Below are 23,866 nucleotides of genomic sequence, written 5' to 3'. Positions count from 1 at the left end.
GGAGGATAGCGGTATCGCTACGACCGATAACAAGGGCAATCGCAAGAACAATGAGATCCGCGTGCCGAAAGTGCGCGTGCTGGGTCCCGAGGGCGAGCAGCTGGGCATCATGGACACCCGTGACGCCATCCGCCGCGCCGAAGAGGACGGTCTCGACCTCGTCGAAATCCAGCCGAACGGCGATCCGCCGGTCTGCAAGATCATGGATTACGGCAAGTTCAAGTTCGAAGCCCAGAAGAAGGCCTCTGCTGCGAAGAAGAAGCAGAAGCAGGTCGAGATCAAGGAAGTGAAGTTCCGTCCGGTGACGGACGTGGGCGACTACGACATCAAGCTCCGCAAGATGCGTGAGTTCCTTGAGGAAGGCGACAAGGTCAAGGTCACGATCCGCTTCCGCGGCCGTGAAATGTCCCACCAGGACCTGGGCCAGAACCTGGCCAGGAAGATCCAGGCGGACATCGGCGAAGACGGCGTGGTGGAGTCCTTCCCGCGCCTCGAAGGCCGCCAGATGGTCATGATGATCGGCCCGAAGAAGAAGGCCTGATCGGCTCCTGTGGGAGTGAGCTTGCGAACGATGGTGCCTCGGCCCGGGGCCCTCGTTCGCAAGCTCACTCCCACAGTGCTGTCTAGCGCCGGCTTCTACACAAACCCATAATTTTTGTGTATCATCGCCGGCTCGGTCCGTATGGATGGGCCGTGTACCGTACCCGGCAGGAAGGAAAGCGCGGGCCCAAGGGCCAGCCGCCGGTTCAGTCAGAAACCCGAAAAGGGAGCATTCCGATGCCCAAGATCAAGACCAACCGGGCGGCTGCGAAGCGTTTTCGCAAGACCGCGTCCGGCAAGTTCAAGGCCGGTCACGCCTTCAAGTCGCACATCCTGACCAAGAAGTCGACCAAGCGTAAGCGCGGCCTGCGCGCTCCCAACCACGTCAAGCCGTGCGACACCAAGGGTGTGGCTCGGATGCTGCCGTATCTCTAAGGGAGACTAAGTCATGGCACGTGTTAAGCGCGGCGTTACCGCCCGTCGTCGTCACAAGAAGATCATCGGCCGTGCGAAGGGCTACTACAACGCCCGTCGCAAGGTATTCCGCGTAGCTAACCAGGCCGTCATCAAGGCTGGCCAGTACGCCTACATCGGCCGCAAGCAGCGCAAGCGCCAGTTCCGCGCGCTGTGGATCGTCCGTATCAATGCCGCTGCCCGCCAGTTCGGTCTCTCGTACAGCCGCCTCATCAACGGCCTGGCGAAGGCGAACATCTCGGTCGACCGCAAGGTCCTCGCCGACCTCGCCGTGCACGACATCAAGGCGTTTGGCGCTATCGCAGAGAAGGCCAAGGCCAGTCTGGCTGCGTAATCCGCTTTACCACGCGCGGTAGTCATATCGCGCGATGATGGATGACGTGGGGAGAAGGCCTTGCCTTCTCCCCATTTCTTTTTGTTCTCCAGGAAAACCGATGGAATCGATCGAGAACGTCGACGCCTCCCTGCGCGATATCGAATCGGCAGCCTCGCTCGAGGCGCTGGATAGCGTGCGTGTCGCCCTGCTGGGCAAGAACGGCGCGGTCACCGCCGCCCTGAAGGCCCTGGGCCAGCTCACCGGCGAAGAGCGCAAGGCGCGCGGCGCCGAAGTGAACCGGGTCAAGGAGCGCCTCACCGACGCCATTGCCGCCCGCAAGCAGGCGCTGGAACAGGCCGAGCTCGACCGCCGCCTCGCCTCCGAACGCATCGACGTGACCCTGCCGGGCCGCGATGGCGAATACGGCGGCATCCACCCGATCACCCGTGCCCTCGAGCGCATCTCCGACATCTTTGGCCGCCTGGGTTACCAGCGCGCCGATGGCCCGGAGATCGAAGACGACTGGCACAACTTCGAAGCGCTGAACTTCCCGCCGCACCACCCGGCGCGCGCGATGCACGACACCTTCTACTTTGGTGACGGCCGCCTGCTGCGCACGCATACCTCGCCGGTGCAGATCCGCTCGATGCAGGGCCGCCAGCCGCCGATCCGCATCATCGCGCCGGGCAAGGTCTACCGCAGCGATTCGGACCAGACCCACTCGCCGATGTTCCACCAGATCGAGGGCCTGCTGGTCGACGAGACCTCCAGCTTCGCCGACCTGAAGGGCACGCTGGCCGAGTTCATCCGTGCGTTCTTCGAGCGCGACTTCGAGATGCGCTTCCGCCCCAGCTACTTCCCCTTCACCGAGCCCTCGGCCGAAGTGGATATCCGCTGGGATGCCGAAGACGGCAGCACCCGCTGGCTCGAGGTGCTTGGCTGCGGCATGGTGCACCCCACCGTGCTGAAGAACTGCGGCATCGATCCGGAGCGCTACAGCGGCTTCGCGTTCGGCCTGGGCGTCGAACGTTTCGCCATGCTGCGCTATGGCGTCAGCGACCTGCGTGCGTTCTTCGAGAACGACCTGCGCTTCCTGCGCCAGTTCGCCTGATCCACGCCGCCCTTAACGCATACGAGTCGCTCCCATGAAATTCTCCGAAAACTGGCTGCGTGAACTGGTAAGCATCGACGCGGATCGCGCGGCGCTGGTGCACGCGCTGACCATGTCGGGCCTGGAAGTCGAAGAAGTCACCGCCCTGGGCGATGGCCTCGACGGCGTCGTCGTCGTCGAGATCGTCGAAGCCACGAAGCATCCCGAAGCCGACCGCCTGCAGGTGTGCAAGGTCGACGCAGGGCAGGGCGAACTGCTGCAGATCGTCTGCGGCGCCCCGAACGCCCGTGTTGGCATCCGCGTGCCCCTGGCCACCGTCGGCGCCACCCTCCCGGGCGGCATCGCCATCAAGGCGGCGAAGCTGCGCGGCGTGGAATCGTTCGGCATGCTCTGCTCCGCGAAAGAGCTGGGTATCGATGCCGATGCCTCCGGCCTGCTCGAGCTGCCGGCGGATGCGCCGGTCGGCACGTCGCTGGCGGAATACCTCGGCCTGCCCGATGCCAGCATCGAACTCAAGATCACCCCGAACCGCCCCGACGTGCTCGGCCTCAACGGCCTGGCCCACGACGTCGCCGCGCTCTTCGGCAGCCATGTGCGCGCCGCCGGTGTAGCGGATGTCCCGGCCACCACGGGTGCCACCCGTGCCGTGCGCCTGGATGCCGGCGCCGATGCGCCGCGCTACCTCGGCCGCATCATCGAAGGCGTCGACACGACCGCAAAGACCCCGCTGTGGATGGCCGAGCGCCTCCGCCGTGCTGGCCTGCGCCCGATCAGCCCCGTCGTCGACGTCACCAACTACGTGATGATGGAGCTCGGCCAGCCGCTGCACGCATTCGATAGCGACCAGCTCAGCGGCAGCGTCGTCGTCCGCCACGCGGGCGAGGGCGAGGTGCTCAAGCTGCTCGATGGCAGCGATGCAAAGCTCGACCCGTCGTTCGTCGTGATCGCCGATGAAGCGAAGGCCCTGGCCGTCGCCGGCGTGATGGGTGGGTTCGACTCGCGCGTCACCGATGCCACCCGCAACGTGTTCCTGGAGGCCGCGCACTTCGCGCCGGCCGCCATCATGGGCCGCGCGCGCAAGCTCGGCATGCACACCGATGCCTCGCACCGCTTCGAGCGCGGCGTGGATCCGGCCCTGCCGAAGCGTGCCCTCGAACGCGCCACCGAGCTGTTGATCCAGATCGCCGGTGGCCAGGCCGGCCCGGTGACCACCGCCGAGCTCGGCGAACACCTGCGCGCGCATGCGCCGGTGCTCCTGCGCCACGCCCGCCTGCGCCGCATCCTCGGTATCGAAGTCGCTGCCGCTGAAGTCACCCGCATCTTCACCGCGCTCGGCATGGGCGTGGAAGAGATCCCGGATGGCTGGCGCGTGACCCCGCCGAGCAGCCGCTTCGATATCGAGATCGAAGAAGACCTGATCGAGGAAGTGGCCCGCATCCATGGCTACGAGCGCATCCCGACCACCACCCCGGCCGGCAAGATCGCGCTGGAACCGGTGGCCGAGGCGCGCCTGCCGGAGATGGCCCTGCGTGACCAGCTCGCTGCTCGTGGTTACTTCGAGGCGGTGACGCTTTCCTTCGTCAGCGCCGACCTGCTCAAGACCTGGCAGCTCGACCACGCCTGGGTCCCGCTCGCGAACCCGCTCTCGGCCGACCTGGCCGTGATGCGCACCTCGCTGCTGCCGGGCCTGGTGGAGGCGCTGCGCCATAACCGCGCCCGCCAGCAGGATCGCGTGCGCCTGTTCGAAGTAGCGCGCAGCTTCCACGCCACCGGCGGCGCCCCGGACGAGATCGGCCGCGTGGCCGTGGTCGCCTCGGGCACCGCGCGTGCCGAGCAGTGGGGCGACGCCTCGCGCCCGGTCGATTTCTACGACCTCAAGGGTGACCTCGATGCGCTGGTCGCGCACACGGGTGAAGCCCAGCGCTGGTCCGTCGACTCGGAGGGCCTGCCCGCATGGCTGCACCCGGGTCGGGGCGCCCGCGTGCTCCGCGATGGCCAGCCGGCCGGCTTCCTCGGCGCGCTGCACCCGGCGCTTGCCAAGGCACTCGACCTGGGTCCGGACGTGTACGTGATGGAGCTGGCCCTGGAGCCGGTGCTCACCCGCCGCATGCCGAACGCCACCCGCGTGGCCCGCTTCCCGGCGGTCCGCCGCGACATCGCCATGGACCTGCCGGAAGACGTGGCCTGGGCCAGCGTGGAAGGCGCTGTCCGCGGCGCCCTCGGCGAGCTCCTGAAGGAGGTCCGCCTGTTCGATCGCTACGTGGGCAAGGGCGTCGAGGAAGGGCGAAAGAGTCTCGCTATGGGCTTGATTTTACAGGACGCTTCACGCACCCTTACCGACGACGATGCCGACGCTTGCGTGGCAGACGCGGTGAAAGCATTGGAGCAGACATGCAAGGCGAGATTGCGAGGATAAGATGGCGCTGACCAAGGCGGAAATGGCCGAGCGGCTTTTCCTCGACGTAGGCCTCAACAAGCGTGAGGCCAAGGAATTCGTGGACGCTTATTTCGAAGTGGTCCGTGAAGCCCTGGAGCGAGGCGAACAGGTGAAATTGTCGGGTTTTGGCAACTTCGACCTGCGACAGAAGAATCAGCGGCCCGGTCGTAATCCCAAGACCGGCGAAGAAATCCCCATCTCGGCCCGGCGGGTAGTCACCTTCCGTCCTGGCCAGAAACTCAAGGTAAGAGTCGAGGGCTATGCTGGATCCAGGGAATAACACCGAACTCCCCGCCATCCCGGCGAAGCGCTACTTCACCATTGGTGAGGTCAGCGAGCTGTGTGGCGTCAAACCGCACGTGCTGCGCTATTGGGAGCAGGAGTTCCCGGCCCTCAAGCCCGTCAAGCGCCGTGGCAACCGCCGTTACTACCAGCGGCACGACGTGCTCATGATCCGCCAGATCCGCTCGTTGCTGTACGACGAAGGCTTCACCATCACGGGCGCCCGCGCCCGCCTTGAGGGCCCCCAGGCCCGCATGGAAGCCAGCATGTCGCACCAGATCGTGCGCCAGGTCCGCCTGGAACTGGAAGAAGTACTTACGCTGCTGCGCCGCTGATCCTGCTTCCGCAGGGCAGGGCGTTGCTGCTACAATCGTTAGCTCGTCGGGGTGTAGCGCAGCCTGGTAGCGCACTACGCTGGGGGTGTAGTGGTCGCGAGTTCGAATCTCGCCACCCCGACCAATTATTCGAAAAGGCGTCCCATTGGGGCGCCTTTTTTCGTTTGTGCGAATCCGCATGAGCGGTCTACGGTAAGTAAAACTTCCTAATGGTTCCGTGCCACAGCGGGCGTATGCTCCCGCTGGCAGGGGAGGGCTACTTCGTCGGAGCTTCGCAATGATCAGACCTAAACGAAACACGCTGCACGGCGTGTGCGCGCTGCTCATGGCGTTATGCGCCGCGCCCATGGCCACGGACGCCTGCACACGCGTGGTCTACCTCGGCAACAACGACGACGTCATCACCGCACGGTCGATGGACTGGAAGGTCGATGTCGGCACGAACCTGTGGATCTTCCCGCGTGGCATGAAACGCGTTGGCGAAGCTGGCCCGGGGTCGGTGGCGTGGACGTCGAAGTACGGTAGCGTCATCGCGACCGGTTATGACGTATCCACGACCGATGGCGCGAACGAAAAAGGCCTGATGGCGAATGTGCTGTGGCTGGTTGAGTCCAGCTACCCGAAACCGAAGAAGGGCGACCACACGCTAAGCATTGCGCTGTGGGCGCAATACGTCCTCGACCATTACGCCACGGTGGACGAGGCGGTAAAAGCGCTGGAAAAAGAGCCTTTCGTGGTCGTCACCGATGAAGTCCCCGGTGAGCCGCGCCTTGCGACGCTGCACCTTTCGATGTCAGACGCAACGGGCGATAGCGCCATCGTCGAATACATCGGCGGCAAACAGGTCATCCACCACGATCGCAAATACCAGGTCATGACCAACTCGCCGACCTTCGACGAGCAGCTGGCGCTGAATACCTATTGGGAAGGGATCGGCGGCACGGTCATGCTGCCGGGGACGAACCGCTCGGCGGATCGCTTCGCCCGCGCGTCGTTCTACGTAAATGCCATCCCGAAAAGCGACGACCCCGATCTGGCGCTGGCGAGCGTCTTTTCCGTGATCCGCAATGTCTCGGTGCCCTTGGGCATTACCACGCCCGACCAGCCGAATATCTCATCGACGCGGTGGCGCAGCGTGTTCGACCATAAGCGCCGGCTCTACCTGTTCGAGTCAGCGGTTACGCCCAACACCTTCTGGGTCGACCTGAAGAAGATCGATTTCGCGGCGGGCGCGCCGGTGCGCAAACTCGACCTGGGTGCGGACCAACGGCACACCTTCGCCGGCGAGGTCTCGGCCAGCTTCGTTACCGCCCAGCCGTTCCGCTTCGCCGGCCTGCACTAAGGCCGGCCGGCCCCGGGCTCACATGCCCCCGGGTGGCTTCGCCGCCTTCGTCCCGGCCTGCTGGAGCAGGTAGGTCTGGATCTCCTTTTCGGAGACCTTGCCGCGTCCGGTGGTATCGATCTTGTCGAAGTTCTTGGCCGTCTCGGGCATGTTCCCCGCCTCGGCCTCTTCCTTCGTCAGGAACCCGTCCTTGTCCTTGTCGGCCTTCAGGAACTTCTGGTGTAGCTGCTTGGAGGCGTAGGTCGCGGCTGAGCCCAGGCCCGTCTGGGCCACGGCCAGCACCGGGAGGGTGCAGAGGGCGGCCATGGCCGCGAGTCGGATCATCCGGGAAGCCATGCACGATCTCCTGGGGGCAGGTGCCTACCGGTACCACTCCGTGGCTCAGCGAAGTGTGACGACGTTCTCAAGCTGACACGGTTCTGGCCGATACTAGGAGGACGCATAAGAACATGGCCCGGGGGCCATGGGGGTTACCGATGTCTGGAACGGAAGCACGGCAGCGGGCGCGTGAAGCGCTCGCGCAGGCCAAGGCCAGGGTGGCCAGTCACAAGCAGATCGATCCGGCACTCCTGGATCTCGCCCTCGGCGAGGCCCCCGAAGGCGGCTGGGCGGGCCCCGGCCACGCGGTGACCCTTGTCGGCCGGGTCGACCCCGCGGGCGTTTACCACCCGACACCCTGCCAGGAAGCCCTGCGCGGCCTCGAGGTGCCCAGCATCATCAAGCAGGTCTACCTTGCCCCATCGGGCATGCGCGACCGCTACGATCACGACACCCTGCGGCGCAGTATCCCGGAAAGCGTCATGTGGCTGATGGAACATGTGCGCGGGGCGAAGGGTGGGGCACCGCGTATCTACATCCAGGTGCCCGATGGGAGCACTGCACTGGTGGAAGCGCCGGAGGCGACCCTCTCCATCCTTGAACTATTCGCAGGGTTGCCACTCGAAGGCGTTGCCCTTGAAGAAGACCTTGCCGCGCCGCCGGAAACGACCATGAGCATCGACGACGCCATCCTTGCCGAAGACATCAGCGTTTATAAAACGCTGCTTGAATCCACACGCGCCATCCCGTGGAAGATCGACTGGGCGACCCTGCGCTTCGCCTACATCGGCCCGCAGATCGAAGAGCTGCTCGGCTGGTCGCCGCAGTCCTGGCAGACCGTCCAGGACTGGGCTGACCGCATGCACCCCGAGGATCGCGAGTGGGTGTTCAACTTCTGCGTATCGCAATCGCAGGCGGGCATCGATCACGAAGCGGACTACCGGGCGTTGCGGAAGGACGGTGAATTCGTCTGGATCCGCGATGTGGTCCACGTGGTTCGCAATGAAGACGGTACCCCGAATGCGCTGATCGGCTTCATGTTCGATATCAGCGAACGCAAGCGCACGGAAGAAAAGCTGCTCGACATGCAACGCGAGCTGGAAGAGCTTTCCTTCAAGGACGGCCTGACCGGGGTCGCCAACCGCCGTCGCTTCGACGCAGTGATGGAAACCCGCTGGCGCGATGCGCGCCAGGCGCGGCATCCACTGTCCGTGGTGGTCCTCGATATCGATTTCTTCAAGCAGTACAACGACCACTACGGCCATCTCGAAGGCGATGAATGCCTGAAGCGCGTGGCGAAGGCACTGGCCGGCGGCGTGCGGAACACCGACGACCTGTTGTGCCGGTTCGGTGGCGAGGAGTTCGTGCTACTGCTCCCGAACACCGACGAGGCCGCGGCCATGGCCATGGCCTGGCGTTGCCTGGATCTCATCGACAAGGCACTGATCCCGCATGCCGGCGTGGGCCCGGGCAAGCGCCTGACCCTGAGCGCCGGCGTGAACACGCTGGTGCCGGGTGAACACGATGCCGTGCTGCCGTTCATCGGCGTCGCCGACAGCCGCCTCTACAAGGCCAAGGAACGCGGCCGCCACCGCGTCGTCGCCGAAGGCTGACGCACCGCGATCGCGCGCAAGCGCGCTCCCACAACAGCAGGCACGGCCCTGTGGGAGCGCGCTTGCGCGCGATGCCAGAGCGCGGATGACTTCAATACAACGCGCGTGCCCTAAGCGTGCCATCGATCGCGGCAAGCTCGTTGCGCAACGCCGCCGCATGCTCTTCCGTCGTGGTCACATCGATCACCACGTAACCCACCTGTCCCGACGTCTGCAGGTACTGGCCGTCGATATTGACGGCGGCACGCGAGAAGACGTCGTTCACCCGCGAGAGCACGCCGGGGATATTGCGGTGGATGTGCAGCAGGCGGCGGCTGGTCGCGTGGCCGGGGAGCGAGACCTCGGGGAAATTCACCGCCGAGAGCGTGCTGCCGTTGTCGCTGTAGCGCACCAGCTTGGAGGCCACCTCGATACCGATGTTCTCCTGGGCTTCACCGGTGCTGCCACCGACGTGCGGGGTCAGGATCACGTTATCCATGCCGACCAGCGGTGAGACGAACGGATCGTCGTTGCCCTTGGGTTCAACCGGGAAGACATCGATGGCTGCGCCGGCCAGGTGCTTCGAATGCAGCGCGGCGGCGAGCGCGTCGATGTCGACGACCGTGCCGCGCGAGGCGTTGATCAGCATGCTGCCCGGGCGCATCCGGCCGATCTCGGCCGCGCCGATCATCAGCTTCGTCTGCGGGGTTTCCGGCACGTGCAGCGTCACGACGTCAGCGCGCTCGAGCAGGTCCTCCAGGTTCGACGCGGGGCGGGCGTTGCCCAGCGAAAGCTTCGCCTCGACATCGTGGAAGATCACCCGCATGCCCAGCGATTCGGCGAGGACGCCGACCTGCGTGCCGATGTGGCCGTAACCGACGATGCCCAGCACCTTGTCGCGCACTTCAAAGCTGCCGGCGGCGGACTTCGACCAGCCGCCGCGATGGCACTGCGCGTTCTTCTCGGGGATGCGGCGCATCAACATGATCGCCTCGGCGATCACCAGCTCGGCCACGCTGCGCGTATTGGAATAGGGTGCGTTGAACACCGGCACGCCGAGCCGCTCGGCCTCGGCCGTGTCGACCTGGTTGGTGCCGATGCAGAAGCAGCCCACGGCGATCAGCCGGCGTGCCTCGGCCAGTACCTCGGCGGTCAGGTGGGTGCGTGAGCGGATGCCCACGATGTGCGCGTCCGCGATGCGCTCGCGCAGCTCATCCTCGGGCAGCGACTTCTCGTGGAACTCGATCTGGGTGTAACCGGCCTGGCGGAAGGTATCCAGGGCGCTCCGGCTGACGCCTTCCAAGAGCAGCACCTTGATGTCCTCTTTGGGGTACGACGTGCGCTTCATGGCCAGCCCGGTCTCCAGCGAAGTGAAGCTCCACTATGCCAGAACGTGACCGCGATGTTGCAGTGCAGTGGACGAGGTCGCCGCGCACTGGCACCCTCGGATGGCCACCCTTGCGAGACACCCATGAGCGATCCGCGCCTGACCGAACTCGCCCGCCAGCTGCCCGGCCTGAAGCTCTCCACCGGGCCCGGGGACCTGGAACACCATGGCCGTGACTGGACGCGCCGCTGGACGCCCGCGCCGCTGGCGATCGCCTTTCCGGCGGACATCGCCGAGGTCCAGGCGGTGGTCCGCTGGGCCAACGAGCACGGGGTCGCCATAGTGCCGTCAGGCGGCCGCACCGGGCTCTCCGGCGGTGCCGTAGCTGCGAACGGCGAGCTGGTCGTCTCGCTGGACCGAATGAACAAGGTGCTGGCCTTCGATCCGGTCGACCGGACCCTGACGGTCCAGCCCGGCATCGCGCTTGAGGCGGTGCACAACGCGGCGAAGGAACACGGGCTGATCTATCCGGTGGATTTCGCCGCACGCGGTTCCTGCCAGATCGGCGGCAATATCGCGACGAATGCCGGCGGCATCCGGGTCATCCGCTACGGCAACACCCGCCAGTGGGTCATGGGCCTGAAGGTCGTGACCGGCAGCGGCGAGTTGCTGGACCTCAACAAGGGCCTGGTCAAGAACGCGTCGGGCTACGACCTGCGTCACCTCTTCATCGGCTCGGAAGGCACCCTGGGCATCGTGGTCGAAGCCACGCTGGCGCTGACGTCGCCGCCACCCGCGACGCAGGTGATGCTCCTGGCCGTGCCGGCCATGGATGCGCTGATGAAGGTGTTCGCCGAGGCGCGCCATCGGCTGCGCCTGGAGGCATTCGAATTCTTTACCGACCGGGCGCTGCACCACGTGCTCGAGCATGGCGCGCAGGCTCCGTTCGATGAGACACACCCTTTCTACGTGGTCACCGAGTTCGACGCCGCTGACGAGAAGGCGGAAGCGGACGCGCTGGGCTTCTTCGAGCTTTGCATGGAGGAGGGCTGGGTCGTCGACGGCGTGATCTCCTCGTCGGACGCCCAGGCTGCGGCACTGTGGCGGCTGCGCGAGGGCATCACCGAGAGCCTGGCGAAGTACAAGCCGTACAAGAACGACGTGTCGGTGCGGATCTCACGGGTGCCGGCCTTCATGGCCGAGATGCAGGCCTTGCTCGAAGAGGGCTACCCGGACGTCGATGTGGTCTGGTTCGGCCATATCGGCGACGGGAACCTGCATATCAACGTTCTGAAGCCTGATGGCGTCGAGTACGCCACCTTCGTCGAGCAGTGCGAGCATGTGACGACGCTGCTGGTCGAAACCCTGGAGCGGCACGAGGGTTCGATATCGGCTGAACACGGGATCGGGCTGGTCAAGAAGCCGTGGCTGGGCAGTGTGCGCTCGGAGGCGGAGATTGCCTTGATGCGGGGGATCAAGAGCGTCCTGGATCCAAAAGGGTTAATGAACCCGGGAAAGTTGCTCTAGCCGGGGAGGCTATCGCGCGCAAGCGCGCTCCCACAGGGGGGGCGGGCGCGGCTGACGTTGTGGGAGCGCGCTTGCGCGCGATGCTCCCGGACGGCCGGTACAGGCCGGGGGCAGGGTAGGTTACCCTTGTAACATTTCCCCCATCCCCCAAGGCGACACCCCCATGGCCCAGGAATCCCCCGACCTGTACCCCGCGATCGAGCCGTACGACGTCGGTTCGCTCAAGGTGTCCGAGCTGCATACCCTCTACTACGAGCAGAGCGGCAACCCGAACGGCAAGCCGGTGGTGTTCCTCCACGGTGGCCCGGGCGGCGGCACCAACCCGCGCTGCCGTCGCTTCTTCGATCCGGCGAAGTACCGCATCGTCCTGTTCGACCAGCGCGGCTGCGGCAAGTCCACCCCGCATGCGGAGCTGGAAGGCAACACGACCTGGGACCTGGTTGAAGACATCGAGCGCATCCGCAAGCACCTGGGCATCGACCAGTGGCAGGTGTTCGGCGGCTCGTGGGGCTCGACGCTGGCGCTGGCCTACGCGCAGACCCATCCGAAACAGGTGAGCGAACTCGTCCTGCGCGGCATCTTCATGCTCCGCCGCAGCGAGCTGGAGTGGTTCTACCAGGGCGGTTGCGACCAGCTCTATCCGGATGCGTGGGAGACCTATCTCTCCGCGATCCCGCAGGCCGAGCACGGCGACCTGATAAGCGCATACCACCGCCGCCTCACCAGCAGCGATCCGGTCGTCCGCGTCGCCGCGGCGCGTGCGTGGTCGGTGTGGGAAGCCGCCACGAGCTATCTCTACCAGGATGAAGGCCACATGGCCTCCAGCGGCGAAGACGAGTTCGCCCTGGCGTTCGCGCGCATCGAGTGCCATTACTTCGTCAACGCCGGCTTCTTTGAGGTCGATGGCCAGCTGCTGCGTGATGTCGGCAAGATCCGCCATATCCCAACGGTGATCGTGCAGGGCCGCTACGACGTGGTCTGCCCGGTGCGCAGCGCATGGGACCTGCACCGCGCGTTCCCCGAGGCACAGCTGCGCATCGTCCAGGATGCCGGCCACTCCGCCTTCGAGCCCGGCATCACCCGCGAGCTCGTCCGCGCGACGGACGCTTTCGCGAAGTAATACCACCGCTCGCGCGCACCCTTCGTTGTGGGAGCGCGCTTGCGCGCGATGGGTGCTCGCGGCGGACTGGATCGCGCGCAAGCGCGCTCCCACAACAGCCGATAAAAAAAAGGCGCCCGGTGTGAGCCGGGCGCCTTTTTACATCACGTGCGTCGTGCTTAGAACAGGATCGAAGGCAGCGTCAGCAGGTCCACCACGAAACCATCGTGGTCGGACGAACCGATCGCCTTCTTCACACCGGTTTCCTTCGCCGAATCATCCAGCGTCTGCACCGGGGCGTCGAGGTTGCCGCGGCCGTATTCCATGCGGATGAACAGACCACGCGCGATGGTGTTGAGCAGCGCATGGTCCAGCACCTGGTGCGTCGGCACCGAGCGCGGGGCCTGGCCCTGGATGTTGCCGAAGTTCTCGGTGAACAGGAACGAGTAGCGATCCTGCGCGGGCACCGAATCCACCGCGTTCCAGAGTGCCGGCTTGACGATGTTCTTGCCGAGCTTCAGCAGGTTCTGGCTGTCGTCGTACTTGCCCGAGACCAGGCCCACCACGTCGGTGAAGCCATCGCTGAACTGGTACGAGTTGAAGTCACCCACCACCATGATCGGGGTGAGCAGGTTCTTCTTGTCGGTCTGCAGCAACTGCACCTGGTTCGCGAGCGACTGTGCCTGGAGGAAACGCTTCTGGCGGTCACGGTCGGCCGTGGTGCCGGTCTTGTCGACGTTCTGGCGAGCCTTCGGGTGCACGGCGATCACGTTGACGCGCATGCGGCCGATGATCGCGGGCACGTCGGCCGTGAGCAGCAGCGGCGGGTGGTCATGCAGGAACGACTGCGTGCCGCCATCATCCCAGGTGGCATCCGCGTCGAGCTGGCGCACGCTGACCACGCGGACGCGATCGGTACGGACCAGGAAGCCGACGTTGATGCCGCTCGGGTCGTGGCCCGGCTGCAGGAACGCCTCGTACTGCACCGGGTAATCGTCACCCAGCTGCTTGGCCAGGCCCTGCAGCACGGCGAGGCTCTTCACCTCTTCGACCGAGAGGATATCCGGCAGCTTCAGCACGCTACCGACGTACGCGGAGAGACGCTGGGTCTTCAGCTTCACCTCGTCCGCCGTCGGCTCGGTGCTGCCGCCGCTGCAGGTGAACGTGGTGTTGAAGTCCGTATCGCAGAAGCGCTCCATGTTGAAAGCACCGATGCGCGCGGCGTAGAACGGACGGCTATCGACCGGACGCGGCAGCGGGTTGGCCTTGGTGATGGTGATCTTGCTCGGGATGAACGTGTACGCGCCGAACGCATACGAGATCACGCCTTCCGCCTTGAAGGTGGTGCCGGCGTTGTACGGCGTGTTGGCGGGCACGGCGCCGAAATCGGCCGTGTTCATCTTCAGCACTTCGGGGTTGCCCGACCAGTTCGGCAGGTTCACGCCATCGGGCACCGGCACCGTGTAACGCACGCCCGGCTTGCGCAGCGAGCGCTGGCCGTTGGCGGTGATGTACACCTCGGCGAACGGCTCGTTGCTGAAGCGCAGGTTGCCGGTGGTGATCATGCCGTTGTTGATCGTGACGCGCATGCCCACGAAGCACTGGTAGTTCGTCGTGCCGCAGGAGAGGGCGTTCGGATCGTTCGACGGGACCTTGTCGTTGAAGACGACCGCGGCCGGCAGGCGCGCGCCGTGCATCGTCGTCGTGATCGTCGCGTTCTTCAGTTCCGGCAGGTTGAAGTAGTTGTCGACCGTGGCTTCCACGTCCACCTGGTCGCCGGCCTTCACCGTCGGCGCCGTGCTGGTGAACACGTAGATGCCGTTCGAGGTCAGCGCATCGTTATCGGCGCGGGCGTCGGGCGTCTGCATGGTGAAGCCCGCCGGGCCTACGGCCGTCACGATGTTGCCCTTGGTCGACACGCGCTTGCCAAGCAGCGGCGAGACCTGGTCGTGGCCGGTGATCTGCCAGATTTCGGCAGCAACCGGGATCTCGTTGAGGATCGCGCCGACGGCGGTGGCCTTGGCCAGCGCGACGTCACCCGAGGCGTTGGTGAGGTTCACCTTGAACGCCTTGTCCGGGCCGGCGGCCTTCGCGCCGTGCACGTTCACCGACACGGTGGCCGTGGTCTGGCCAGCCGGGATGGTGAGGTCGGTGTTGACCGCGTCGTAGTCGCCCGCGGCGACCGTGGCGGTATCGTCGGCCGTGGCGGCGTGCACGGTGACGTCAGCGGCGCCGGCCTGGCTCAGCGTCACGGTGAACGGCATCGCGACGTCATCGGCGTTGCGCAGGCTCACCGAGGCGTCGGCGATCGACAGGCTCGGGCCCTGGGCCACGCAGGTGCTGGCGCTGTTATGCGGGGTGGTCGGGGCGACCTTCACCCAGTCGGCGGAATTATCGCCCGTGGACTGCGGGAAGCCGGCGGCGTTGGTCTTGCGGCCGTAGCCCTGGTCGCCATTGGTGCTGCCCAGGCTCGCCAGCGGCGTGCCGAGCTTGTAGGCCGAGCCGGCGCTCAGGCCGACCTGGTCGATGACCGTGCCCGAGGCGTCGAGGAGGGCGAGGCCGCCATCGTCGGTGACGCCGGTCGAGTACTTCTGGTCGAACGCCACGCTGCCGGAGTAACCGGAGCTGGCGGTGTTAGCCAGCAGCAGGTAGCAACCCGGGGCGATGGTCACGCCGGCCGGGAACGTGAAACGGGTACCCGTCGTGCCGGCGCTGTTGGAGGCGTTGAGCTTGTAGCCCGACACATCCAGCGGGGCGGTGCCGGAGTTCTGGACTTCGACGAATTCGTCGTTGCCGCCAGCCGGGCCGCGGACGCGGAACTGGGTGATGGAAAGATCCGCCGCCTGGAGCGACGAGACGGCCATGAGGCCGGCGAGCGCCGCCCACAGGGCGCGCTGCTGCTTGGTCGAACGCATTCGATAATCCCCTCGAGTCGTTGAGTTGTACGCGACCCAAGACGCCCGCAATCCCCTGCGGCGGCGCTCCCCCTGTCAGGTCCGCCGCAGGATTTTGCCTCGCTTTTGTGACAACCGAATGTGACGGGGCGCGTGAATGGGGTTACCGGAGCTCGCCGCGCTGGGCCAGGCGCCAGGCGTAGACCGTTACGGCAACGTCGATAGCTAGCCCGAAAATGTCGCCACGGTGCTGCACGAAATGGAGAATGCCCCAAAGCGCGTGAGCACCGAAGATCCAGATCGCCGCCTTGCGCATGGCCAGGAGGTACAGGGCGCCGATGAGCACCGTGAGTGGGAAGGCGAAACCCACCACTTCTGAAAGCAGCGAGCGCTGACCGCTGTCGAGCATCGCCAGGTAGTTCATCTGGGATAGCGCGAAAACGATGCCGCCAACCCAAAGGATCGCGTAGGCGAGGACCAGCCACACCGCCAACGGCCTCCTTGCACGCCGTCGGCCCTTCGCCTCGGCGGTGTCAGCGAGTGATGCAGGGCCTACCGCGTACTGCTTCATTTCGTCCATGGCCTCCCCCTGAGGTCGTTATTCAGTCGGCTTTCTGCTTCGTACCAAAAATCTTGTCACCGGCATCGCCCAGGCCCGGCAGGATGTAGCCCAGTTCGTTGAGGTGGTCGTCGATCGAGGCGGTGTAGATCTCGATATCCGGATGGGCGGCCTCGATGCGCGCCAGGCCTTCCGGCGCGGCCACGAGGAACAGGCCCTTGATGCGCTTTGCGCCCGCGGCCTTCAGCATGTCGACCGTTGCGACCAGGGTGCCGGCGGTCGCCAGCATCGGGTCGACGATGATCGCCGTGCGCTCATCCATGCGGCCGCTGAGCTTCTCGTAGTAAGCCACCGGCTGCAGGGTTTCTTCATCGCGCTGCAGGCCGACAACGCTGACCTTGGCGGCCGGGATCATCTCGAGCACGCCCGTGAGCATGCCGAGGCCCGCGCGCAGGATCGGCACGATCGTGACCTTCTTGCCCTTGATATGGGTGACCTCGACCGGGCCGGCCCAGCCCTGGATGGTCTTGCACTCGGTTTCCATGTCCGCCGTCGCCTCGTAGGTGAGCAGCGCGGCGACCTCGGAAGCCAGCTCGCGGAACTCCTTGGTGCTGATGCCGGCGGCACGCATCAGGCCGAGCTTGTGCTGGATGAGGGGGTGGCGGACTTCAACGATTTTCATGAGCAGGGCCGGGCGGTGGTTTCGATGTGGCCATTTTCGCACGGCTGGGCCGCGTCGCACGCCCCATCGCGCGCAAGCGCGCTCCCACAGGGGCGCTGCTGTTGTGGGAGCGCGCTTGCGCGCGATAAGTGCCCGCGAAACCCTCAACCCTTCAAGCACGAACTCATAAACGCCTTCCGCTCATCGCCCTTCAGCGTCTTGGCTTTCGGGTCGGCGTTGCAGGCCTTCATCTTGTCCTGCTGGGTCATCTTGGCCGGCTGTTCGCCCTTCAGGCAGCTGCTCATGAAGGTCTTCCGGTCATCACCGGTCTTGCCGGTGGCCTGCGCGTTGCAGGTCTTCATCCGCGTCTGCTGCGGGGTCAGGTCTTTCTGGGCTTGCGGCTGCGCGGCGAAGGCGGAGCCAGCGAAAACGAAGAGGGCGGAAACGGCAAGGACACGAAACTGCACGCGCATGGCGAACCCCTACGTGACGCCGGTCAGCCCGGCGTCCGCGAGCTTACGCCTTTTCTCAAACGGAAAGGGGGCAGGGTGCGCCTTGGTTGTGGGAGCGGGGGTGGGGGCGGGGGGGGGGGGGGGGCCCCCCCCAACCCCCCCCCCCCCCCCCCCCCCCCCCCCCCCCCCCCACGGCGGTGGCCGATCAGGCCGCCTGTTCGGCCGCGCGGCGCGGGCCTTCGAGCAGGGCGTGGCGGACTTCATCGATGATGAGGTCGACCTCGGCGCTGGTGACGCGGAAGTGCGGGGTGAAGCGCAGCGAGTTTGCGCCGCCGTGGATCACGCCGATGCCGCGCTCGCGCATGTATTCCTCGGTGGAACCTTCGCCGTAGCACTTGAACTCGTTGGCGAGTTCGCACGAGAACAGCAGGCCGGTGCCCTGCACCTTGGTGATCAGGCCGCCCAGCTCGGACTTCAGCCCTTCCAGCTTCTGCAGGAATTCCTTGCCGCGCTCGCGGATGTTCTGGCGCACTTCGTCGGTGAGCTCGGCCATGGTCGCCACGGCGACATCCAGCGCGCGCGGGTTGGCGGTCATGGTGTTGCCGTAGATGCCCTTGCGGTACAGGCCGGCGACCTTCTCGGAAACGGCGAGCACGGAAAGCGGGTACTGGCCGGCGTTGAGCGCCTTCGAGAAGGTCTCGAGGTCCGGCGGGTCGAGCTTCTCGAAGCCCGGGTAATCGATGACCGACAGCACGCCATGCGCACGCAGGCCCGCCTGGATCGAATCGACCAGGAGCAGGGTGCCGTGCTCGCGGGTGAGTTCGCGTGCAGCCGCGTAGAACTCCGGCGTCACCGCACGGCCCGGGTCGCCTTCACCCATGACCGGCTCGAGGAACATGGCTTCGATGAACCAGCCGTTGCGGTCCGCATCCGCGAACGCCTGCTTCAGCGACGCGACGTTGTACGGCTCGACCGTGATCAGCGTGTCCTCGTTACGGAAGCTGGCCAGGTGCTGCTGGTAGTTGCGGCGCGAGGAATCCGAATAGATCGCCGGGCGCTCGGTGCGGCCGTGGAACGCACCCTTCACGGCGAGGCGCTTGATGGTGCGGCCAGCATGGCGTGCACCCGGGTCGGTCATGATGCGGGCGTTCACGTCGGCGATGCGGCCGGCCAGGGTCACCGACTCGGAGCCCGAGTTCAGGCAGAGGAAGTGCGAGTAAGGGCTGCCGCCGCGGGTCTGGCCGAGTTCCTTGCGCAGTGCTTCGCACAGGCGGAGCTGCGAGACATTGGCGGTCATCACGTTGGCCATGACCTGCGGGCGCGACATCGCCTCGAGGATGTGCTCCGGGTTGTGGCCGAAGCCGAGCATGCCGTACCCGCCATCGTCGTGGAGCACGGCACCCTTCAGCGTCACCACCCACGGGCCGCGCGCGGCGGCGGGCACGTACGGGTTCACGCCATCATCCGGGTAGAAGTTCACCAGCCCGCACTGCAGGTGGTGGATCTGGGCATCCTCATCCATGCGCAGGAACTCGCCCATGCTGGCGCGCAGGCCCTGGTGATAGGCGGCGGCCTCTTCGATGGCGCGGCGCAGGCTGGCGTCATGGGCGGCGAAGCGCTGGATGGTGGCATCGGGCAGGCCGGTGGTGCGGGCCTTGCCGCCGAAGTCGCGCATCTCGCGCAGGGTAGCGATGACGTCCATTAACCATTCCTCAGTGTTACGTGGTGAGGCGGCTTTGGATCGCGCCCGAGCGCGCTCCTACAGTGCCGCTGCAGATCCCTTAATGTGTCTCTAACTATCTATCTTTAAAGGGATTATTGACCCAGCATAGCATGCGCTTTTTTGCCCCGTAACCCCCGGGTGACGCTTGTCACATCCGCACAATGACGCAAGCGACTGCCACCAAGGGGTTGCGTCCGTTTATGTTGCGTCGCAAGGGAGGACACCATGAACGAAGACACCTGCATCGCCCGCCTCGACGGCGTCCACAAGCGGTACGGCGCGGTCACCGCGCTGGACGGCATCCACCTCAACATCCATCGCGGCGAACTGCTGGCGCTGCTTGGCCCGAACGGGGCCGGCAAGACCACCAGCATCAGCCTTCTGCTGGGCCTGCAGCAGGCGGATAGCGGCAACGTCAGCCTGTTCGGCCGTGACCCGCATGAGATCGACGCCCGCCGCCGCATCGGCGTCATGCTGCAGTCGGCCAACCTGCCGCCGACGCTCAAGGTGCGGGAGTTGCTGCGGGTCACCGCCAGCTACTACCCGACCCCGCGCACCGTGGCGGAATGCGCAACGCTCGCCGGCATCACCGACCTGCTGGAGCGCCGCTACGTGGCGCTCTCGGGCGGCCAGCAGCGCCGCGTGCAGTTCGCGATGGCCCTGGCCGGCCACCCGGAACTGCTGTTCCTGGACGAGCCGACCGTCGGCATGGATATCACCTCCCGCCAGGCGCTCTGGGCCGCTATCCGCAGCCTCGTTGCCGGTGGCGCCTCGGTGGTGTTGACCACGCATTACCTGGAAGAAGCCGAAGCGCTGGCGGATCGGGTCTGCGTCATCGCGAAGGGCCGCGTCGTCACGGAAGGCACGGTGGACGCGTTGCGTGCCCACGTGGCGGTGCGCCGCATCCGCTGCATCACGAGCGTCCCGGCGGAAACCGTCGCCGCATGGCCGGAAGTGGAGAGTGCGCTGTCGCAGCAGGGCCGCCTGGTCGTCGCGACCACGCAGGCCGAAACGGTCGTGCGCCGCCTGCTCGCGCAGGACGCCACGCTCTCCGAACTCGAAGTGCAGCGCGCTGGCCTGGCCGAGGCCTTCACCGAAATCACCCGCGATAGCGAAGCGGCCGATGCCGCGCAGGAGGCCGCATGAACACGAACACGCTCGAAGGCTCCGCCACGCCGGCCATGTCGTTCGCCCAGGTCGTGAACGCGTACGTCCAGGAAGCACGCGCCGAGGTGCTGCGCTACCTGCGCCTGCCGGGCTTCCTCCTGCCGACCATGCTGTTCCCGTCCGTGTTCTACCTGATGTTCGGCATCTTCCTCGCCCAGCACAATTCACCCGATGCGGCGCGTTACCTGCTCGCGTCGTACGGCACGTTCGGCGTGATGGCACCCGGCCTGTTCGGTTTCGGCGTGTCGCTGGCCATCGATCGCGAGCAGGGCCTGCTCACGCTGAAACGCGCGCTGCCGATGCCGCCCGGCGCTTACCTGTTCGGCAAGATGTGCATGGCGCTGATGATGGCCGCGGTGATCACCACGATCATGCTGTGCCTTGCGATCTTCGGTGCCCACGTGTCGCTTGGCGCGGGCAACATCGCCACGTTCTTCATCACCGAGGTACTCGGCGTGCTGGTGTTCTGTTCGCTGGGCCTGCTGATCGGCACGCTGGCGAAGGGGCAGTCCGCCCCGGGCCTGGTCAACCTGGTTTACCTGCCGATGGCCTTCCTTTCAGGCCTCTGGTTCCCGCTCTCGGTCATGCCGAAGTTCCTGCAGGCCATTGCGCCGCTGTGGCCGGCGTACCACCTCGACCAGCTGGCGCTCTCGGCGATCGGCATGGGGCAGGGTGGCGAGCTGGTCCACGGCCTGGTCCTGGCAGGCTTCACGGTGGTCTTCCTCACGCTTGCCGCCCGTCGTCTGGCACGCCACGGTTGAAGTAGCATGCTTTCCAGCACCGTCCCGGGAACGCCCATGTCCACGTCGTGGTTCACCCCGACCCCTGATTCGCTCTGGCGTCGCCTCGAAGGCCGGGGCAAGGCACGGATCGCCTCGCTGTTTAACCTGGTGTGGGTGATCTGGGCGTTCGCCGACGTGGGTTTCAACGGGACGGTCGGTGATGACTGGTGGTGGGTGACGATCCTGTCGTTCATCACGTTCCTCGCGCTGTACGGCCTGGCCTACATCCGGCCCTGTCGGCACACCCCGTGGTACGGGCTGGCCATGGCTTTGCTGGGCTACGCCACGGTCGGCGTGAATTCGGCGGGTGGCACGTCGTATGTCATCTTCGCCGGTTCGTTCATGGCGTTCTCGGGCTCGCCACGGGTCTGCGTGCTGCGTGTCCTGGCCGTGCTCGGTGGCTACATCATCGCCGCAAACGTCGCGCGCGACTGGGGCTGGCAACCGACGCTCATCCTCGGCATGGTCTACCTGTTCGTGGCCATCGCGAACCTGCTCTGGCGGATCAACGGGCAAAAGGAATGGGAGCTCAAGCTTTCGCACGATGAAGTGCGCCGCCTCGCCGCCACCGCCGAGCGCGAACGCATTGGCCGCGACCTGCACGACCTGCTCGGCCACACGCTGTCGCTGATCACGCTGAAGCTGGAACTCTCGCGACGGCTGCTCGACCGCGACACCGATGCCGCGCGCCGCGAAATGGAAGAAGCCGAGCGTGTCGCACGGCATGCGCTGGCCGAGGTCCGCGCCGCCGTCACCGGCATCCGCGCGACTGGCCTGGCCGCCGAACTGGCTTCCGCGCGTGTCCTGCTCGGTTCGTCCTCGGTGACCTTCGATTACATCACCGAAGTACCCGTACTCCCTGCGCGCATGGAAAGCGAGCTGGCTTTGGTGCTGCGCGAAGCCGTGGTCAACATCCACCGCCACGCGCAGGCGACCACCGCCGACGCGAAGGTCCAGGTCATCGGCAATGAGCTGACCCTGTGCATCGCGGACAACGGGCGCGGCACCGCAGGCTCCGAGGGCAACGGCGTGTGCGGCATGCGCGAACGTGTGCGCGCACTCGGCGGCAGCATGTCGTTTGAATCGGCAAAGGGGAAGGGTACGCGGGTGATGATCCGTGTCCCGCTCACGGCGGACGAGCGCAGGGAGATGCCGGCCGAGTCGCGGAGACTCGCTTCGTGAACTGGTGGAGGCATCCGCGGCCCGACTCCCTGATGGGGAGCCTGAATTCACCGGTTTACCTGCGCTGGACGTGCATCCTGCAGATGTTCTGGCTGGTAGCGCTGATCACCGCGCCGTGGTCTGTGAAGGGCTTCCAATGGGAATGGGTCCTCCCTTCGGTCCTCTCGATGTTCGTGTACGTGGCTTGCTACCTGCAGGTGTTCTTCGGGCCGCTGCGCCATATGGTTCGCAACGGGGCGACCGTTATCGGTATGGGCTTCGCGCTGTGGACGGTCAACCCGGTTGCGATCGGATACGTGGTCATCTCGATCTCGATGCTGGCCTTCGCTACCACGCCCCGGCCCTGGTTGATCGCGACCACCGTCAGTAGCCTCCTCACCCTGCTGTGGGTGCACTGGTTCGATATTCCGGCCGTCCAGGCATGGGTCATGCCCTTCGTGGGCCTGGTCACCGGCTACGGCAATTACCTGTACGCGCGGACGATCCGCCGCGACGTGCAACTGCGCCTCACCCAGGAAGAGGTCACCCGCCTCGCCACACTGGCCGAACGCGAGCGCATCGGCCGCGACCTGCACGACCTGCTCGGCCACACGCTGTCCTTGATCACCCTGAAATCCGAACTCGCGCGACGCCTCGCCATCGCCGATCCACCGCGCGCGCAGCGCGAGATGGAAGAGGTGGAGCGCGTGGCGCGGCACACGCTGGCCGAGGTGCGCAACGCGGTGACCGGCATGCGCGCAGGCGACCTTGGTTGCGAACTGGTGTCCGCGCGGCTGATGCTCGAGGCATCCGGTATCGCACTGGCCGTCGAGAAGCCCGCCGAACTCCAGCTTCCGGCGCAGGCCGAGGCCGCGCTCTCGCTCGTGCTGCGCGAAGCGATCACCAACATCCACCGCCATTCCCGCGCCACCGAGGCGCAGGTCATCATCACCCAGCAAGGACAGACGTTCTCGATGCGAATCACGGATAACGGTTGCGGCGGGCTCGCCGCGCACGGCAACGGCGTATCGGGCATGCGCGAGCGCGTGCGCCAGATCGGTGGCCGCCTCGCCATCGATTCGCCAGCTAAGCAGGGCACGGCGCTGGCCATCGAGCTTTCCCAGGCCATGCTAAAGGAGCGCATCGCATGATCCGCGTGCTGCTGGCCGAAGACCAGGCGATGGTCCGTGGTGCGCTTTCCGCGCTGCTGAACCTGGAATCCGATATCGAAGTGCTTGGTTCCGCCGCCGACGGCGAAACCGCCTGGCGCGAACTGCAGCGGCTGAAGCCCGATGTGCTGGTCACCGACATCGAGATGCCCGGCCTGACCGGCCTCGAGATCGCCCAGCGCGTCCACCGCCACGAGCTGCCGATCAAGGTGGTGATCGTCACGACCTTCGCCCGCCCGGGTTTCCTGCGCCGCGCACTGGATGCCGGCGTGAGCGGCTACCTGTTGAAGGACGCGCCGGCCGAGAACCTGGCCGAATCGCTGCGCCTCGTCCACCGCGGCGGCCGCGCCATCGACCCGCAGCTGGCGCTGGAGGCATGGTCCGAGGCGGATCCGCTGAATGACCGTGAGCGCCAGGTGCTGCGCCTGGCGGGTGAGGGGCAGTCCGCCAGCGACATCGGCACGCAGCTGAACCTCTCGCACGGGACGGTGCGCAACTACCTCTCCGAGGCCATTGGCAAGCTCGGCGCGGCCAACCGGATTGAGGCGTACCGGCTGGCGCGGCAGAAGGGGTGGCTCTAGGGCCGCCGGGCCAATCG

Annotated in this window: 23 protein-coding genes and 1 tRNA gene; 17 read left to right on the top strand and 7 right to left on the bottom strand. The window is 66.0% G+C overall.

Annotated elements, in window-relative coordinates:
- The first annotated feature begins 13 nt into the window (after window positions 1-13).
- From infC to ACZ6YI_RS06290, 9 genes are all read left to right on the top strand, one after another.
- Entirely contained in the window at window positions 14-541 is a 528-nt protein-coding gene (infC, locus tag ACZ6YI_RS06330) for a translation initiation factor IF-3 (protein WP_465777919.1), read from the top strand.
- A gap of 236 nt (window positions 542-777) precedes the next feature.
- The gene (gene rpmI / locus ACZ6YI_RS06325; RefSeq protein WP_045831437.1) at window positions 778-975 is read left to right on the top strand and encodes a 50S ribosomal protein L35; all 198 of its coding nucleotides are present in this window, start codon (window positions 778-780) and stop codon (window positions 973-975) included.
- 13 nt (window positions 976-988) lie between these two features.
- A complete protein-coding gene (rplT, locus tag ACZ6YI_RS06320) occupies window positions 989-1,348 on the top strand; it encodes a 50S ribosomal protein L20 (protein ID WP_072322974.1) in 360 nt (119 codons plus the stop codon).
- A 100-nt stretch (window positions 1,349-1,448) separates the two neighbouring features.
- A complete protein-coding gene (gene pheS, locus ACZ6YI_RS06315) occupies window positions 1,449-2,441 on the top strand; it encodes a phenylalanine--tRNA ligase subunit alpha (protein ID WP_247334544.1) in 993 nt (330 codons plus the stop codon).
- Window positions 2,442-2,475: 34 nt separating this feature from the next.
- Window positions 2,476-4,857 carry a phenylalanine--tRNA ligase subunit beta gene (gene pheT, locus ACZ6YI_RS06310; RefSeq protein WP_465777898.1) on the top strand — a complete coding sequence of 794 codons (2,382 nt, stop codon included), beginning with the start codon at window positions 2,476-2,478 and terminating at the stop codon, window positions 4,855-4,857.
- A 1-nt stretch (window position 4,858) separates the two neighbouring features.
- A complete protein-coding gene (ihfA, locus tag ACZ6YI_RS06305) occupies window positions 4,859-5,158 on the top strand; it encodes an integration host factor subunit alpha (RefSeq protein WP_036114917.1) in 300 nt (99 codons plus the stop codon).
- Entirely contained in the window at window positions 5,139-5,495 is a 357-nt protein-coding gene (locus ACZ6YI_RS06300; protein ID WP_036114913.1) for a MerR family transcriptional regulator, read from the top strand. Before ihfA ends, ACZ6YI_RS06300 begins: the two co-directional genes overlap by 20 nt.
- A 47-nt stretch (window positions 5,496-5,542) precedes the next feature.
- Window positions 5,543-5,619, top strand: a tRNA-Pro gene (locus ACZ6YI_RS06295).
- 153 nt (window positions 5,620-5,772) lie between these two features.
- Complete coding sequence (locus ACZ6YI_RS06290) at window positions 5,773-6,837, top strand: linear amide C-N hydrolase (protein ID WP_465777897.1); 1,065 nt, start codon at window positions 5,773-5,775, stop codon at window positions 6,835-6,837.
- A gap of 18 nt (window positions 6,838-6,855) precedes the next feature.
- On the opposite strand, the gene ACZ6YI_RS06285 is transcribed toward ACZ6YI_RS06290, so the two are convergent.
- Window positions 6,856-7,173 (bottom strand): EF-hand domain-containing protein, encoded by a 318-nt coding sequence (locus ACZ6YI_RS06285; RefSeq protein ID WP_465777896.1) that lies wholly within the window; start codon window positions 7,171-7,173, stop codon window positions 6,856-6,858.
- Between the two features lie 140 nt (window positions 7,174-7,313).
- Between ACZ6YI_RS06285 and ACZ6YI_RS06280 the strand changes: the two genes are divergently transcribed.
- A complete protein-coding gene (locus tag ACZ6YI_RS06280) occupies window positions 7,314-8,768 on the top strand; it encodes a GGDEF domain-containing protein (protein ID WP_465777895.1) in 1,455 nt (484 codons plus the stop codon).
- 91 nt (window positions 8,769-8,859) lie between these two features.
- Here the strand turns inward: ACZ6YI_RS06280 and serA are convergent, their stop codons facing one another.
- Window positions 8,860-10,101: a phosphoglycerate dehydrogenase gene (gene serA, locus ACZ6YI_RS06275; RefSeq protein ID WP_440329387.1), complete on the bottom strand. Its 1,242-nt coding sequence runs from the start codon at window positions 10,099-10,101 to the stop codon at window positions 8,860-8,862.
- Between the two features lie 117 nt (window positions 10,102-10,218).
- Between serA and ACZ6YI_RS06270 the strand changes: the two genes are divergently transcribed.
- Together ACZ6YI_RS06270 and pip are read left to right on the top strand one after the other, a co-directional pair.
- The gene (locus ACZ6YI_RS06270) at window positions 10,219-11,601 is read left to right on the top strand and encodes an FAD-binding oxidoreductase (RefSeq protein ID WP_465777894.1); all 1,383 of its coding nucleotides are present in this window, start codon (window positions 10,219-10,221) and stop codon (window positions 11,599-11,601) included.
- A gap of 163 nt (window positions 11,602-11,764) precedes the next feature.
- A complete protein-coding gene (gene pip, locus ACZ6YI_RS06265) occupies window positions 11,765-12,721 on the top strand; it encodes a prolyl aminopeptidase (RefSeq protein ID WP_465777893.1) in 957 nt (318 codons plus the stop codon).
- A 158-nt stretch (window positions 12,722-12,879) separates the two neighbouring features.
- Here the strand turns inward: pip and ACZ6YI_RS06260 are convergent, their stop codons facing one another.
- The 5 genes from ACZ6YI_RS06260 to ACZ6YI_RS06240 all read right to left on the bottom strand — a co-directional run bounded on the left by ACZ6YI_RS06260 (window position 12,880) and on the right by ACZ6YI_RS06240 (window position 18,968).
- A complete protein-coding gene (locus tag ACZ6YI_RS06260) occupies window positions 12,880-15,615 on the bottom strand; it encodes a lamin tail domain-containing protein (protein WP_465777892.1) in 2,736 nt (911 codons plus the stop codon).
- 142 nt (window positions 15,616-15,757) lie between these two features.
- Entirely contained in the window at window positions 15,758-16,174 is a 417-nt protein-coding gene (locus ACZ6YI_RS06255) for a hypothetical protein (RefSeq protein ID WP_465777891.1), read from the bottom strand.
- A gap of 22 nt (window positions 16,175-16,196) precedes the next feature.
- Window positions 16,197-16,835 (bottom strand): uracil phosphoribosyltransferase, encoded by a 639-nt coding sequence (gene upp, locus ACZ6YI_RS06250; protein ID WP_440328033.1) that lies wholly within the window; start codon window positions 16,833-16,835, stop codon window positions 16,197-16,199.
- Between the two features lie 143 nt (window positions 16,836-16,978).
- Window positions 16,979-17,287: a PsiF family protein gene (locus ACZ6YI_RS06245; RefSeq protein WP_465777890.1), complete on the bottom strand. Its 309-nt coding sequence runs from the start codon at window positions 17,285-17,287 to the stop codon at window positions 16,979-16,981.
- Between the two features lie 184 nt (window positions 17,288-17,471).
- Complete coding sequence (locus tag ACZ6YI_RS06240; protein WP_465777889.1) at window positions 17,472-18,968, bottom strand: aminotransferase class III-fold pyridoxal phosphate-dependent enzyme; 1,497 nt, start codon at window positions 18,966-18,968, stop codon at window positions 17,472-17,474.
- Window positions 18,969-19,214: 246 nt separating this feature from the next.
- On the opposite strand from ACZ6YI_RS06240, the gene ACZ6YI_RS06235 reads away from it, so the two are divergent.
- Genes ACZ6YI_RS06235 through ACZ6YI_RS06215 form a run of 5 tightly spaced genes read left to right on the top strand, consistent with a single transcriptional unit; the run spans window position 19,215 to window position 23,849 of the window.
- Entirely contained in the window at window positions 19,215-20,135 is a 921-nt protein-coding gene (locus tag ACZ6YI_RS06235; RefSeq protein ID WP_465777888.1) for an ABC transporter ATP-binding protein, read from the top strand.
- Window positions 20,132-20,917, top strand: coding sequence for an ABC transporter permease (locus ACZ6YI_RS06230; protein WP_465777887.1), 786 nt, complete (start codon window positions 20,132-20,134; stop codon window positions 20,915-20,917). The genes ACZ6YI_RS06235 and ACZ6YI_RS06230 overlap by 4 nt, the downstream gene beginning before the upstream one ends.
- Before the next feature lie 36 nt (window positions 20,918-20,953).
- On the top strand, window positions 20,954-22,120 hold the full coding sequence (locus ACZ6YI_RS06225; protein ID WP_465777886.1) for a sensor histidine kinase: 1,167 nt from the start codon (window positions 20,954-20,956) through the stop codon (window positions 22,118-22,120).
- A complete protein-coding gene (locus tag ACZ6YI_RS06220) occupies window positions 22,117-23,250 on the top strand; it encodes a sensor histidine kinase (RefSeq protein WP_465777885.1) in 1,134 nt (377 codons plus the stop codon). Before ACZ6YI_RS06225 ends, ACZ6YI_RS06220 begins: the two co-directional genes overlap by 4 nt.
- Complete coding sequence (locus ACZ6YI_RS06215; RefSeq protein WP_440328026.1) at window positions 23,247-23,849, top strand: response regulator transcription factor; 603 nt, start codon at window positions 23,247-23,249, stop codon at window positions 23,847-23,849. Before ACZ6YI_RS06220 ends, ACZ6YI_RS06215 begins: the two co-directional genes overlap by 4 nt.
- Window positions 23,850-23,866 lie beyond the last annotated feature (17 nt).

This window comes from Luteibacter sp. NPDC104163 (assembly GCF_055584245.1).
This window is presented reverse-complemented; position numbering and strand designations above follow the sequence as displayed.